The sequence below is a fragment of the Spinactinospora alkalitolerans genome, from assembly GCF_013408795.1.
In the GTDB taxonomy this organism is placed as follows: domain Bacteria; phylum Actinomycetota; class Actinomycetes; order Streptosporangiales; family Streptosporangiaceae; genus Spinactinospora; species Spinactinospora alkalitolerans.
The window spans coordinates 4,899,233-4,912,780 of sequence record NZ_JACCCC010000001.1; the positions used below are offsets into that span (position 1 = coordinate 4,899,233).

A 13,548-nucleotide genomic window follows, 5' to 3' on the forward strand; every position below is an offset into this window, starting at 1 on the left:
CAGCCTGAAGCATCGCCCTTACACCGCACTGGCGTTTCACTTACAGAAAAACACCGGGGGCGCGACGAGGGCGTCCGCGGCTTCGGATCGGCGCGGGCAATGGCTAGGGTTCCCCCATGAACGGCGACGTCGTCATCGGAGTGGACGCCGGCGGGACCGCGACGCGCTGCGTCGTGGCCGCACTCGACGGCCGGATGCTCGGTCGGGGGCGCGCGGGCGGGGCCAACCAGTACTCCAGCGCCGACCCCGCGGCCGCGCTGGCGCTGGCGCTGGGCGAGGCGCTCGCCGCCGCGCCGGGCGTCGCGGCGGCAGCGGTGGCAGGGGCGGTGTTCGGCATCGCCGGGGCCTCCGGTTCCGGTCACGCGCGGGCCGAGGCCGCGGTGCTGCGGGCCTGGCGGGACCTGGGCCTGCCGGGCGGACCGGAGGTCACCGACGACATCGCGGTGGCGTTCGCGTCCGGGAGCGCGGCGCCCGCCGGGACGGTGCTCATCGCGGGCACCGGCGCCGTGGCGGCCCACGTGCGCGACGGCGCGGTGGCGCGGCGCTGCGACGGCCACGGCTGGCTCCTCGGGGACGAGGGGTCGGCGGTGTGGATCGCGCTGGCGGGGCTGCGCGCGGTGCTGGCCTCGCTGGACGGCCGGGGCCGGGCGACGGTGCTGCGCGGGCGGCTGGCCGCGGCCCTGGAGACCGAGCCCGGCGACGCCCAGTCGATCATCCGCGCCGTACACGCCCTGCCGCCGGCCGAGCTGGGCCGGCTGGCCCCGGAGGTGACGCGGGCCGCGCTGGAGGGCGACGCCGCCGCGGAGTCGATCGTGGCCGGGGCGGCCGAGTCGCTGCTGACCGCCTTCCGCACCGTCGCGCCCGAGCCGCCCGCGGCCGACCCGGTCGTCCTGGCCGGTTCGGTGCTGCGCGAGGGCCCGGTGGCCGAAGCGGTCCGCCGCGGCCTCGGGGAGCGCTTCGGCGTTCACCCCCTCGATGCCGCCGACGGCGCACTGGGCGCCGCCGGCCTGGCGCTGCGCCGGGCCGGCGCCCCCGCCACCGCGCACTCCCGCCTGCTGGAGCCCTAGTGTGCCGGGGCGCCGGTTCGGTGCGTGCTCCGCGGAGGTGGGGCGCTCATCTCAGCGATCTAATCCCGATAGACCCGGCCGCGCAGCAGGGCCTCGGCGGGGCCGCGCAGGTCGGCGCGTTCCATCAGTACCGAGGCGACCACCGTCAGCGCCCACACGCCGACGGCGAGCGCGGCCATGGCCGCGCTGTCCAGCCGCCCGCCCAGGCCGAGCCCCCAGGCCGCCAGCAGCGGAACGAAGACCAGCGACTGCGCGAGGTAGCACGTCAGCGAGCGCCTTCCGGTGGCGGCCAGCGCCGTGCCGACGAGACCGGGCCGGCCCCGCAGGCGGCCGCCGATGATGCCGAACAGCGCCGCGAACGCCAGGCCGCCGCCGAGCCCGGACAGCGTGTGCAGCGTCGTCAACCACATCTCCTGCGACAGTGACACCGGGAACGCCCCCGCGCCCGCCAGCGCGAGCGGCAGTCCGCCGAGCAGGGAGACCGGCGCCCCGATCACGACCGTGCGCCACAGCGTGCGGCCGTGCCGCTCCGGCTCCTCCAGCACCCGGTGGCGGGCGGCGAGGACGCCGAGCAGCATCGGGGTGAGCACACCCATGAGCACGCTGCCGATCGTGCCGACCGGCCACTCCCACAGCCGGGCCAGCAGCGCGCCCAGGGGCTCCTCGATCCCGAGCGAGGGCAGCCCGGAGACCCCCGCCGTCTCCTCCGCGACGCCCGCCCCGTCCATGTACTCCAGCAGCGTCGCCGCCAGCGCGTTGAGCGCGTAGAAGGCCGCGGTGACGGCGAAGAAGACCCCGGCGAGCTGGACGAGGACGCGGTCGTGGCAGCGGATGAACAACCAGCCGATGAGCAGGCCGCACAGTCCGTAGGCGCCCAGGATGTCGCCGCTGAACAGCAGCAGGCCGTGGAAGGCCCCGAAGACCAGGATCCAGAGGTTGCGCCGGCGCAGCAGCCGGAACGCCTCCGCCGCGGCGGTGCCGGCGCGCTGCTGCCTGCCCAGCATCTGCACGATGCCGTAGCCGAACAGGAACGCGAACATCGGGTAGGCCCGGTGGTCGACGAGCAGGATCAGGACGAGGTTGACGGCCCGGTCGACGACGGTGCCGTCGAGCGGGTGACTGCGCACCGCCGCGTCGAAGCCGTGCATGTAGATCACGGAGTTGGCGAGGGCGATCAGCAGCAGCATGAAGCCGCGGGCGAGGTCGGGCGCGAGCACGCGCTCGGCGGCCGCGGCGGGTCCCCGATGCACCGTGGAGGAAGAGGTGGACATGCACCGATTGTCGCCCCGAGTGCGATTCGCGGGGCAGTCCGCACCGTCATCGAAGGGTCGGGAGAAATGTCCGCCGCGGCGATGACGGATGTCATGGGCGCGGGGCGGACCGGTATCGCCCGCATAGGTGCGGTTCCCGGCTCTCGCCGCCGGCCGGGGCGCCCGGGGCGTGGCGCGATCCGCACCTCTGAACCGCTCCGAGTGGTGGCCGCGAGTCGCTAGTGTCGGGCTCATGTCACAACACGAGGAACAGCAGACCGACCCCGCCGGCTCCACCCAGATGTTCCGCCGCTTCGTCGCGGACAACAACGAGCCGGAGGCCGCCCCCAAGCGCCCCGTCACCCCCTACGTCCTCGCCGCCGTCGGCGCCGTCGTCGCGATCGCCATCATCCTCACAGTGGTCATGACGTGGTCGTGATCCGGCTGCGACCGATCCGAGGAGGCCGTTGAGCACCCGCCCCGCGACCGGGGTGGGTGCTCACCGCACCCCGCGGCAAACCGTTCGCGAGCGCTCATGGGGGCTGCTAAAGTTATCCCCGTCGGAAGGGGCCGAGGACCCGCACCGACACCGCCGCGAAGGCACGCGCCATTAGCTCAATTGGCAGAGCAGCTGACTCTTAATCAGCGGGTTTGGGGTTCGAGTCCCTGATGGCGCACACGCGACCCCGGTTCGAGCACGGTTGATCCGTGTCCGGACCGGGGTCTTTCCTTTTCCGGGGCCGGTCCCCGCACCGTTCCGCACCGGGGCCCGCGCACACGGGAGGGAGACTGGCCGGATCAGGACTGCCCGTTTCCCGCCGCATCCCCGCGAACCGCAGATAAAATCGTCGCCCAGTCGCCGGGGCGGGGAGCGCCGTGGCGGACCGGCGGGAGGGCGACACGGGTGGTCGATGAGTGACTTCACCTCCGCGGCGCTCGGATTCCCGACCGTCCTGTTCACCTTCTCCCTGGTGGTGGTCATCGCCCGCGAGCGCGAGACCGACCTGTCCCGCATCGCCAAGGACAAGGAGCTGGAGGCCGAGAAGCGGACATCGCCGAGGCGATCCGCGAGCGCGTCGCTGTGGACAGGACGGTCGCCGAGGTCGAGGCCGTCCGGCGCCTCGGCGTCGCCGAGTCGACCATCGGCTCCCTCGGGCCGGACGGCGCCGCGGCCCCCGCCGCCCCCGTCGACTCCCTGAAGCGGTGACCAGCACGTGACCGACGGCGCCACCGAAGACCCGAAGGACCCGACCGAACTCGACGCCGGCACCTACGAGGTGCTGCGGGCCCGGCTGTCCGAACAGGCCGCGGAACTGGCCCGGCGGGCCGAAGGGCTCAACACCCGCAGGCTGGAGGTCTTCGGTGGCGCCGAGCTGCGCCTGAGCGGCACCGAGCGGGTCCGCACCGAGCACAACTGCGTGCCCCGCGACATCGTGTCGGTCGGCGGGCTCGTGCTGTTCGGCTACAACGTGTACTTCGGGCTCAAGCCCGAGACCGCCGTGGGCGACGTCTTCTCGCTGCACCGGTTCGACCGGGACGGCGACGCCTTCGCCGGCGCCGACCCCGGCGAGGCGCCCGGTCTGCTGGACCACCCGCAGTTCCTGCGCGACTTCGCCGAGCTGTACCGCTACTACCGCGAGACCCGCCTGCTGCAACTGCGGCGGCTCGACGACAAGCTGCCCGCGGTCTTCCAGACCGGCCCGCGCACCGAGGACATCCGCGTGCTGCGCTGGCGGATCGGCACCGGCGGCGAGGTCGGCTACATCGACAACCGCGGCGAGCGCGACCACGTCTTCCCGCCGCAGCAGGACTTCGCCTGGACCGAGGCCACCCGCGACGACCACGTCCCCGGGGCGAGGCCCGGACCCGAACCGCTGTGCCGGTGCGCGCCCACAGTGACGGGCCTTGAAACCCCCTGGTGTCGAGGTTAAAGACCCCTGTGAGCCCGTGCCGGTCCCTGGCGGAGGCATCCGGCACCGGCGAGACTGGACTCGTGACCGATCCAGCCACCCGAGTCCCGGCCGGCCCCGGCGGAGTCCCGATGTCCCCGCGCGCCCGGCTGGTGCTGATCCTGGCCGCCCTCCTCGTACTCGGCACCGCCGTCCCGGTGGGCGCCGCGTTCGGCGTCCTGCGGGACCGAACGGCCGACCGGGACGAGAGCGTGGTCCGCGCGGCAGGGCGGGACCTGCAGGAGGAACTCGGATCGCGCCCCGCCGATCGGCGCCGGCTCGCCGCCACCGCCCCGCCCGACGACGTGTCATCGGTGTGGCGGGGGATGGCCGAGCGCGGCGACGTGCCGTCGTTCTTCCAGGTCCGCGATCCCGACGGGCAGGTCCTGGACACGGTCTCCTACGGCGAGGCGCCGGAGCTGCCCGCCGTGCTCACCCCGGAACTCGTACCGGGCGAGGCCGCGGAGGAGTCCCCCGACGGCGAGGCGTTCCACCGGCTGCCCACCGCGGGCGCCGGGGACGGCGGCGCCGACTGGCTGGTCCGGACGGCGTGGCTGCCGGAGCGGGGCGGCATGGTCATCGTGGGGATGCGGGTCGCCGAGACCGAGCGGCTGGTCGGCGACGTCGGGTGGACCGGGCTGCTGTGCGCCCTGGCCGCTCTGGCCGCGGCGGCGGTGCTGGTGCCGCCCGCGGCGCGGCGGGCACTGCGCCCGCGGGAGGGAACGGCCGGGACCGCGGACCCGATCGACGTCGGCGGCCCGTGAACCGCGCCCCGGTCACCGCCGCACCGCGCCGGCCGCTGCAGGGCGGATCACACGGCCCTGTGATCCGCGCTGCAGCCCGATGCGCGCCGATTCCTCGCCGCGATCGGGTAGGCTTCCCCCGTCGCCTTCGCGACGCGCGCCATTAGCTCAATTGGCAGAGCAGTTGACTCTTAATCAGCGGGTTTGGGGTTCGAGTCCCTGATGGCGCACCAGCATAGGAGTACGGAAGACCCCAGGTCAGCACCGGTGTAACCGGTAGCGGACCTGGGGTTTCGTCGTATGCCGGGGATCCGGGTGCGCGAAGGGCGTCCGCGCAGGCGCCCCATGTCGCGGCGGGCCGCCTTCCCGGGAGCAGGCGCCACGCGGCACGGCACGCGTGGCGGTCCCGCTTCCGAGTCCGGAAGAGGCGTGTGGACGACCCCGTTGGCGCTACGAAAAGGAAAATTCCCCTATTCGAAAGTTTCGGGCACGCCGCCCATGACAGCCGCAATCGCTTCACGAGAGAAGAGCGATGAAGCTCCCAGGCAGATGCGCCGTCCTTGGCCGTTCCGCCACAAAGGGGCGGCCGTCTGTGATCCAAGTCTCCGCAAGGTATTGACCTGGACGTTGCGCGAACGTAAATTCAGGCGCCAGAGGTTGCGACATTCAATCCGATAGTTTCGGAGCGCGTGTGCCGCGCGCGGATGGCGCGACCGACCGCCGGGGCATCCCGGCCGCCGCCCCCTGCCCCCGATCCCCCGACCCGAACCGGAAAGGCCAGCAGCCGTCCTCCGACCGCGGTGACGCGTAGCGGGCAGCCGCCCGACCCGTCGACGCCGCGGCGGATCGTCTCACCTCGGTCCCCCACCCGGGAGGAGCCCCATGCACACCCCCGACCCCTTGACGCCCGACGCGGCGGACCGCGTGCGCGTGGCCGTCGTCGGCACGGGCAACATCGCCCGCTTCCACGTCGAGGCGCTGCGTTCGATGCCCGAGGACGTCGAGATCGTCGCGGCCGCCGACGTGGACCCCGACAACCTGGAGCGATTCACCGACCGCTACGGAATCGCCGATCGCTACGGCGACATGGACCGGATGCTGCGCGAGGCGCGGCCGGACCTGGTGCACCTGTGCACACCGCCCGGTCTGCACCACGGGCAGGCCATGGCGTGCCTGAGCGCGGGCGCCACCGCGCTGGTGGAGAAACCGCCGGCGCTGAGCCTGGCCGAGTTGGAGGACATGGCCGCGGCCGAGGGAGCGCAAGGCCCCTGGGTCGCCACCCTCTTCCAGCACCGGTTCGGCTCCGGCGCGCGGCGGGTGCGGGCGCTGGTGGAGTCCGGCGAGTTGGGGCGGCCGCTGGTGGCGGTCTGCCACACCCACTGGTTCCGCGACCAGGCGTACTTCGACGCCCCCTGGCGCGGCCGTTGGGACACCGAGGGCGGCGGCCCCACCATGGGCCACGGCATCCACCAGATGGACCTGCTGCTCGCCCTGCTCGGCGACTGGACCGAGGTCTCGGCCATCGCCCGCCGCCAGGCGCGGACCATGGAGACCGAGGACCTCTCGCTGGGCCATGTGGCCTTCGCCAACGGTGCGGTGGCCTGCTTCGTCAACAGCGTGCTCTCGCCGCGCGAGGAGAGCTACATCCGGATCGACTTCGAGCGCGCCACCGTCGAGCTGCGGCACCTCTACGGCTACGGCGACAACGACTGGACGCTCACGCCGGCCCCCGGGTACGAGGAGCAGGCCCGATCCGCCTGGGCCGCCGGGGAGTCGGGGGTCAGCAGCGGGCACTCCGCCCAGATCGCCCACGTGGTGGCGGCCCTGCGCGCCAAGGAGCCCCCGCCCGTGACCTCCGCCGAGTCGCTGCGCACGATGCGGCTCCTGGCCGGTGTCTACGCCTCGGCCGCCCAGCACCGCACGGTCACCCCCGACGAGCTGCGGCGGGGAGCGCCCTTCCACAGCCGCATGCACGAGGGCGGGTCGCCGTGGTAAGCGCCGTCCATATCCGCGGCTCGCGCTCGCTCCGCCGACGCCCGTTTACGCAGGCCGTAATGGTAAGCGCTATCCACACTCAGTGTGGCGGTCCCTTCACCCGGAGCGGCGAGCGCGCCGGCGGCCCCACCGAGGAGGCGGCATGCGCGCCCTCGTGATCCGCCGACTGATCTACATGGTGCCCACGCTGTTCGCCATCTCCCTGGTGGCGTTCCTGGTCATCCAGCTCCCGCCGGGCAACTACCTCTCGACCTACATCGCCGAGCTCTCCGCCCGGGGAGCGACGGTCGACCGCGGCCAGATCCTGGCGCTGGAGGAGCGCTACGGCCTCAACGAACCCGTCCACGTGCAGTACCTGCGCTGGATGTCGGGGATCCTGCTGCACGGCGACTTCGGGCAGTCCTTCGCCTACCAGCGCGACGTCTCCGCCCTCATCTGGGACCGGATCGCGCTGACCGTGGTCCTCGCCCTTGTCACGATGCTGGTGAGCTGGGTCATCGCGTTCCCCATCGGCGTCTACTCGGCGGTGCGCCAGCGCTCCCTCGGCGACTACGCCGCCACCTTCGTCGGCTTCATCGGCCTGGCCACCCCCAACTTCATGCTCGCGCTCGTCTTCGTGTGGATCGCCTACCGCTACTTCGGTGAGAGCGTCGGCGGCATCGTCTCGCCGGAGTTCGCCGACTCCGCGTGGAACCTCGGCAAGGTCGTCGACGTGGTGTCCAACCTGTGGGCGCCCGTGCTCATCATCGGCACCGCGGGCACGGCCGTGCTCATCCGGGTGCTGCGCGCCAACCTCCTGGACGAGCTGCGCAAGCCCTACGTCACCACGGCCCGCGCCAAGGGCCTGCCCGAGTGGCGGGTCGTCCTCAAGTACCCGGTGCGCATGTCCCTCAGCCCGTTCATCAGCACCATCGGCTGGATCCTGCCCACGCTCATCGGCGGCGAGGTCATGGTCTCCATCGTGCTGAGTCTGGAGACCACCGGGCCCCTGCTCCTCGAGGCCCTGCAGAGCCAGGACATGTACCTGGCCGGAGCCTTCATCCTCATCCTCGGCGCACTGACACTCATCGGCACGCTGCTGTCCGACCTGCTCCTGGCGTGGTGGGACCCGCGCATCCGCCACGCCCAGGCAGAGGAGGCGTGAGACCCGTGGACCTGCTGCCCCTCATGCGCCGCCGACGCGGCGCGCCCCTTGACGGCGAGCACGCCAAGAGCGCGACCGCCGCCGCACCGCAGTGGAAGCTGATCTGGTGGCGCTACCGCAGGCACCGCCTGGCCATGTTCAGCACCGCCGTCATCGGCGCGCTGGTCTTCGTGGCCGTGTTCGCCGAGTTCGTGGCGCCCACCGCCCCCGGCGACTACAGCGCCGAACACACCCACGCCCCGCCGCAGACCCTGCACTTCGTGGACACCACCGACGGCTTCGACCTGGGTCTCTACGTCTACGGCTACGACTCCACCAGGAACGAGGAGACCCTCGCCCGCGAGTACACCGTCGACGAGTCCGACAAGATCCCGGTCGGCTTCTTCGTCGAGGGCCGCCCCTATGAGATGTGGGGCCTGTTCTCCGCCGACCGCCACCTCATCGGCACGCAGGACCCCGACGAGCGGATGTACCTGCTCGGCGCCGACCGCAACGGACGCGACATGCTCTCCCGCATCGTCTACGGCACCCGGGTGTCGCTGTCCATCGGCCTGGTCGGCGTGGCCCTGGCCTTCCTGCTGGGCGTGGTGCTCGGCGGGATCTCCGGCTACTTCGGCGGCCGCGTCGACACCGCCATCCAGCGCGTCATCGAGTTCACCATGTCCATCCCCACCATTCCGCTGTGGATGGGGCTCTCGGCGGCGGTGCCGCGCGAGTGGGGCCCGCTGCAGACCTACTTCGCGATCACCGTCATCCTCTCCCTGATCGGCTGGACCGACCTCGCCCGCGTGGTGCGCGGCCGCTTCCTGTCCTTACGCGAGGAGGACTTCGTCTTGGCCGCCCGGCTGGACGGCTGCGGGCGCACCCGCATCATCGGCCGGCACATGCTGCCGTCCTTCACCAGCCACATCGTCGCCTCGCTCACGCTGGCGATTCCGCTGATGATCCTCGCCGAGACCTCGCTGTCGTTCCTGGGCCTGGGCCTGCAGCCGCCCGTCGTCAGTTGGGGCGTGCTGATGCAGGAGGCGCAGAACATCCACTCCATCGCCAACGCGCCCTGGACCCTGCTGCCCGGCGTGGCCGTGACGGTGACGGTTCTGGTGCTGAACTTCGCCGGCGACGGCATCCGCGACTCCGCCGACCCCTACCAGTAGGGAGCCAACAGATGGGCACCCAGCAGCACGATGTGCTCCTTGAAGTGAAAGGGCTGAGGACGCACTTCTCCACCGACACCGGCGAGGTCCGGGCCGTCGACGGTGTGGACCTGGCCATCCGCCGCGGGCGGACGCTGTGCGTGGTGGGAGAGAGCGGCTGCGGCAAGAGCGTGACCGCGCGCTCGATCCTCCAACTGGTCGAGCCGCCCGGCAGGGTGGTGGGCGGGCAGGTGCTGCTGCACCGCGACGGCCGCGGCGGCGAGCCCGCCGAGACGGTCGACCTCGCGGCCCTGGGCACCCGCGACCGCCGCATCCGCCAGGTGCGCGGCCGCGACATCGCGATGATCTTCCAGGAGCCGATGGCGTCGCTGTCGCTGGTGCACCGGATCGGCAACCAGATCGGCGAGGCGATCCGCGTGCACAACCCCGTCAGCCGCAAGGAGGCCCGCCGACTCGGTATCGCCCTGCTCGCCCAGGTGGGGATCCCCGGCCCCGAACGGCTCGTGGACGCCTACCCCTTCCAGATGTCGGGCGGCATGCGCCAGCGCGTGATGATCGCGATGGCGCTGTCGTGCGAGCCCGCGCTGCTCATCGCCGACGAGCCGACGACGGCGCTGGACGTCACCACCCAGGCGCAGATCCTGGACCTGCTGGCCGAACTGCAGGAGACCCGCGGGATGGCGATGATGTTCATCACCCACGACATGGGCGTGGTGACCGAGATCGCCGACGACGTCGCCGTGATGTACCTGGGCAGCTTGGTCGAGAAGGGCCCGGTCGACGATGTCTTCCACGCGCCCAGGCATCCCTACACGCGCGCCCTGCTGGAGTCGGTCCCGCGCATGGGCGGCGCCCGGCGCGCGCGGCTGCCCGCCATCCGCGGCTCGGTGCCCGATCCCGCCCGCCGGCCCAGCGGCTGCGTGTTCCGCGACCGCTGCGACCACGCCATGCCGGGCCGCTGCGACGTGACCGTGCCGCCGCCCGTCGCCCTGGAGGACGGCCGCCAGGTGCGGTGTCTGCTCTACGGCGGCGACGGCGGTCCGGCCCGCGGTGTCCAGGGGCCTCCGGCCGAGCGCGCCCGACCCGACCAGCCAGATCCGGACGTCCGGACCGACCAGGAGGCCGCCGATGTCGACTGACTCCGCTCACTCCGCCGCCCGCGCCGACCAGGCGCTGCTGGCGGCCCGCAACGTGAAGGTGCACTTCCCGGCCCGTCGGGAGGGGCGGCGTCTGCGCGGCGGGCGCGGCGCCGCCGAGAAGGTCAAGGCGGTCGACGGTGTGGACCTGAGCGTCGACCGCGGCGAGACCCTCGGCCTGGTCGGGGAGTCCGGGTGCGGCAAGACCACGCTGGGCTCGGCCATCATGGGTGTCCGCCCCGAAGCCACCGGGCAGGTCCGCTACCGCTCGGCCGATGGCCGCGTCATCGACGCCGCCGCGCTCACCGCCGGGGACACCGCCGCCTACCGCCGCGAGGTCCGGATGATCTTCCAGGACCCGCACGCGTCGCTCAACCCCCGGATGACCCTGCTGGAGATCATCGGTGAGCCGCTGCGGGTGCTGCTGGGGCTGTCCGGTTCGGAGCTGGAGGACCGCGTCACCGCGATCCTGCGCCGCGTGGGCCTGCGGCCCGAGTACCTGCGCCGCTACCCGCACGCGTTCTCCGGAGGCGAGCGCCAGCGGGTCGGCATCGCCCGCGCGCTGGTGCCCGGGCCGCGCCTGGTGGTGGCCGACGAGGCCGTCAGCGCGCTGGACGTCTCGGTGCGCTCGCAGATCCTCAACCTGCTCCGGGATCTCCAGGACGACATGGGACTGACCTACCTGTTCATCTCCCACGACCTGTCGGTGGTCGAGCACCTGTGCGACCGCGTGGCGGTGATGTACCTGGGCAGGGTGGTGGAGTTGAGCCCCACCGCGCCGCTCTACGCCCGTCCGCTGCACCCCTACACCGAGGCGCTGATCTCGGCGGTGCCGGTGCCCGACCCGCGGCTGCGCGGTCGCCCGGCAGAACGGTCCCGCGAGCGGATCCGGCTCAACGGGGACCTGCCCGACCCCGCCGACCCCCCGGCCGGGTGCCCGTTCCATCCCCGCTGCCGGTACGCGACCGAACGATGCGCGGTCGAGGCGCCCCCGCTGCGCGAGGTCGCCCCCGGCCGCATGGCCGCCTGCCACCACGCCGAGGAGTTGTCCCTGGCCGGCGCCGCCTGAGACGGCGCCACTCTGGCATCCCCCACAGAGAAACGGAGATCAGGACATGCACGCACCACCGACCGGACCGCTGCGGCGGCGCGCGCTCATGGCGCCGTGCGCGGCGGCCCTCGCGCTCTCCCTCACCGGCTGCGGCTTCTTCTCCCTGGACCCCGACGAGGAGGACGGAGCGGGCGGCGAGGCCAACGGCCAGGCGCCGGCGCTCGCCGAGCGGGTGGAGGCCGGCGAGCTGCCCCCGCTGGAGGAACGGCTGCCGGAGAACCCCGCCGTGGTCGAACCCGTCGATGAGGTCGGCACCTACGGCGGCACCTGGCGCAGCGCCATGCTGGGCATCGGCGACTGGCCGTGGCTGGGGCGCACCGTGGGGTATGAGAACCTCACCCGCTGGAACACCGAGTGGACCGAGGTCGTCCCGAACCTCGCCGAGGAGTTCGAGTACAACGACGACGCCACCGAGCTGACCTTCCACCTGCGCGAAGGGCTGAAGTGGTCCGACGGCGAGCCGTTCACCGCCGACGACGTCGTCTTCGCCATGAACGACATCTACAACAACGAGGACCTCACCCCGGTGGCCGCCACCCACCCGGGCACCGCCGAGAAGATCGACGACACCACCGTCACCATCACCTTCGAGGAGGCCGACGCGCTGTGGGCAGGCTACGACCTGCTGCAGTACCAGATCGTCAACAAGCCCAAGCACTACCTGGAGCAGTTCCACATCGACCACAACCCCGACGCCGACGAACTCGCCGAGGAGGAGGGCTTCGCGAACTGGACCGAGATGTTCGAGGTCAGGTCCGGGGCCACGGACTCCGCGCTGACCTGGCAGAACCCCGACATTCCGACCATGAACCCTTGGATGGTCACCGAGCCGCTGTCCGACTCCGGGCGCGTCGTGCTGGAGCGCAACCCCTACTACTGGAAGGTCGACACCGAGGGCAACCAGCTCCCCTACATCGACCGCGTCGTCTTCGAGATCATGCAGGACGAGGAGGTCATGCTCACCCGAGCGCTCAACGGCGACATCAACATGCACTCGCGGCACTTCAACACCCTGGAGAACCGCCCGGTGCTCGCCGAGAACCGCGAGTCGGGAGGCTATGACTTCTTCGACCTGGAGCCCAGCGAGATGAACACCAGCGTCATCGCGTTCAACCTCACCCACCAGGACGAGGAGCTGCGCGAGATCTTCCGCGACCGCGACTTCCGCGTGGCGATGTCGCTGGGCATCGACCGGCAGTCCATCATCGACGTCGTCTACCAGGGCCAGGGCGAGCCCTGGCAGGCCGCGCCGCGCCGCGGCACCCCCTTCTTCAACGAGACCCTGGCCAAGCAGTACACCGACCACGACGTGGACCGCGCCAACGAGATGCTGGACGAGGCCGGCTACGACGAGCGCAACGGCGACGGCGTGCGGGTCAGCCCCGACGGGCGGGCGCTCAGCTTCACCCTCTCGGTGCCCGGCGGCTTCCGGCCCGACATCGTCGACTCCATGGAGATGGTGGTCGGCTTCTGGGAGGAGCTGGACGTCGACGTGGAGATGAGAACCGAGGAGCGCTCGCTGTGGCAGGACCGCCGGGAGAACAACGAGCACGACGCCAACGTCTGGTCCGGCGACAGCGGCCTGCTCGACGCCATGTACGACCCGCGCTGGTACGCGCCTGTCCACAGCGGTGAATCCAACTTCGGCATCCCGTGGGCGCAGTGGTACGCCTCCGACGGCCGGGACCCGCGCGCCCAGGAGCCGCCGGACGACGTCAAGGAGCACCTGGAGGGCTATGACCGGCTCATCGCCGAGCCCGACCCCCGGCGCCAGGAGGAGCTGATGACCGAGCTGCTGGAGGTCTCCCAGGAGCAGTTCTACGCGCTCGGCATCAACCTGTCCCCTCCCGGTTACGGCATCGTCGCCGACGACTTCCGCAACGTCCCCGAGTCGATGCCCGAGGCGTCCGTCTACAACACGCCCGGCCCGACCAACCCCGAGCAGTACTTCATCGAGCAGTAGTGGCACCGCCGCGTTCCGCCGCGCCGCCGCCCGGCG

Annotated in this window: 11 protein-coding genes, 2 tRNA genes and 1 pseudogene; 13 read left to right on the forward strand and 1 reads right to left on the reverse strand. The window is 72.1% G+C overall.

Translation table 11 applies throughout. The features are described from left to right. The first annotated feature begins 116 nt into the window (after positions 1–116). Positions 117–1,067: an N-acetylglucosamine kinase gene (locus HDA32_RS21770; RefSeq protein WP_179644973.1), complete on the forward strand. Its 951-nt coding sequence runs from the start codon at positions 117–119 to the stop codon at positions 1,065–1,067. Positions 1,068–1,126: 59 nt separating this feature from the next. Here HDA32_RS21770 and HDA32_RS21775 read toward each other — a convergent pair whose 3' ends face one another. Continuing rightward, positions 1,127–2,338: a DUF418 domain-containing protein gene (locus HDA32_RS21775; RefSeq protein WP_179644974.1), complete on the reverse strand. Its 1,212-nt coding sequence runs from the start codon at positions 2,336–2,338 to the stop codon at positions 1,127–1,129. A gap of 232 nt (positions 2,339–2,570) precedes the next feature. Here HDA32_RS21775 and HDA32_RS21780 point away from each other — a divergent pair, with 232 nt between their 5' ends. The 12 genes and pseudogenes from HDA32_RS21780 to HDA32_RS21830 all read left to right on the forward strand — a co-directional run bounded on the left by HDA32_RS21780 (position 2,571) and on the right by HDA32_RS21830 (position 13,512). Continuing rightward, positions 2,571–2,756: a hypothetical protein gene (locus tag HDA32_RS21780; RefSeq protein ID WP_179644975.1), complete on the forward strand. Its 186-nt coding sequence runs from the start codon at positions 2,571–2,573 to the stop codon at positions 2,754–2,756. Between the two features lie 165 nt (positions 2,757–2,921). After that, positions 2,922–2,994: transfer RNA gene (locus HDA32_RS21785), tRNA-Lys, on the forward strand. Positions 2,995–3,398: 404 nt separating this feature from the next. Further along, complete coding sequence (locus tag HDA32_RS31525) at positions 3,399–3,524, forward strand: hypothetical protein (protein WP_281370564.1); 126 nt, start codon at positions 3,399–3,401, stop codon at positions 3,522–3,524. A 7-nt stretch (positions 3,525–3,531) separates the two neighbouring features. Continuing rightward, positions 3,532–4,179 (forward strand): annotated as a pseudogene (locus HDA32_RS21790) (DNA repair ATPase); the annotation flags it as partial. A 131-nt stretch (positions 4,180–4,310) separates the two neighbouring features. Then, positions 4,311–5,030 carry a hypothetical protein gene (locus HDA32_RS21795; RefSeq protein ID WP_179644977.1) on the forward strand — a complete coding sequence of 240 codons (720 nt, stop codon included), beginning with the start codon at positions 4,311–4,313 and terminating at the stop codon, positions 5,028–5,030. A gap of 136 nt (positions 5,031–5,166) precedes the next feature. Continuing rightward, positions 5,167–5,242 (forward strand) — tRNA-Lys (locus HDA32_RS21800). A gap of 649 nt (positions 5,243–5,891) precedes the next feature. Continuing rightward, positions 5,892–7,004, forward strand: coding sequence for a Gfo/Idh/MocA family protein (locus HDA32_RS21805; protein ID WP_179644978.1), 1,113 nt, complete (start codon positions 5,892–5,894; stop codon positions 7,002–7,004). Between the two features lie 142 nt (positions 7,005–7,146). Next, the gene (locus tag HDA32_RS21810) at positions 7,147–8,148 is read left to right on the forward strand and encodes an ABC transporter permease (protein WP_179644979.1); all 1,002 of its coding nucleotides are present in this window, start codon (positions 7,147–7,149) and stop codon (positions 8,146–8,148) included. Positions 8,149–8,171: 23 nt separating this feature from the next. Then, on the forward strand, positions 8,172–9,302 hold the full coding sequence (locus HDA32_RS21815) for an ABC transporter permease (protein WP_179646862.1): 1,131 nt from the start codon (positions 8,172–8,174) through the stop codon (positions 9,300–9,302). A gap of 11 nt (positions 9,303–9,313) precedes the next feature. Then, positions 9,314–10,441 (forward strand): ABC transporter ATP-binding protein, encoded by a 1,128-nt coding sequence (locus HDA32_RS21820; RefSeq protein ID WP_179644980.1) that lies wholly within the window; start codon positions 9,314–9,316, stop codon positions 10,439–10,441. After that, on the forward strand, positions 10,431–11,507 hold the full coding sequence (locus tag HDA32_RS21825) for an ABC transporter ATP-binding protein (protein ID WP_179644981.1): 1,077 nt from the start codon (positions 10,431–10,433) through the stop codon (positions 11,505–11,507). The genes HDA32_RS21820 and HDA32_RS21825 overlap by 11 nt, the downstream gene beginning before the upstream one ends. Positions 11,508–11,595: 88 nt before the next feature. Further along, the gene (locus HDA32_RS21830) at positions 11,596–13,512 is read left to right on the forward strand and encodes an ABC transporter substrate-binding protein (RefSeq protein ID WP_179646863.1); all 1,917 of its coding nucleotides are present in this window, start codon (positions 11,596–11,598) and stop codon (positions 13,510–13,512) included. Positions 13,513–13,548: the final 36 nt, after the last annotated feature.

What these genes read in the sequence shown, in the direction of transcription:
- HDA32_RS21770 (WP_179644973.1), top strand. Translation starts at nt 117, where the DNA reads ATGAACGGCGACGTCGTCATCGGAGTGGACGCCGGCGGGACCGCGACG.
- HDA32_RS21775 (WP_179644974.1), bottom strand. Translation starts at nt 2,338, where the DNA reads ATGTCCACCTCTTCCTCCACGGTGCATCGGGGACCCGCCGCGGCCGCC.
- HDA32_RS21780 (WP_179644975.1), top strand. Translation starts at nt 2,571, where the DNA reads ATGTCACAACACGAGGAACAGCAGACCGACCCCGCCGGCTCCACCCAG.
- HDA32_RS21805 (WP_179644978.1), top strand. Translation starts at nt 5,892, where the DNA reads ATGCACACCCCCGACCCCTTGACGCCCGACGCGGCGGACCGCGTGCGC.
- HDA32_RS21810 (WP_179644979.1), top strand. Translation starts at nt 7,147, where the DNA reads ATGCGCGCCCTCGTGATCCGCCGACTGATCTACATGGTGCCCACGCTG.
- HDA32_RS21815 (WP_179646862.1), top strand. Translation starts at nt 8,172, where the DNA reads ATGCGCCGCCGACGCGGCGCGCCCCTTGACGGCGAGCACGCCAAGAGC.
- HDA32_RS21820 (WP_179644980.1), top strand. Translation starts at nt 9,314, where the DNA reads ATGGGCACCCAGCAGCACGATGTGCTCCTTGAAGTGAAAGGGCTGAGG.
- HDA32_RS21825 (WP_179644981.1), top strand. Translation starts at nt 10,431, where the DNA reads ATGTCGACTGACTCCGCTCACTCCGCCGCCCGCGCCGACCAGGCGCTG.
- HDA32_RS21830 (WP_179646863.1), top strand. Translation starts at nt 11,596, where the DNA reads ATGGCGCCGTGCGCGGCGGCCCTCGCGCTCTCCCTCACCGGCTGCGGC.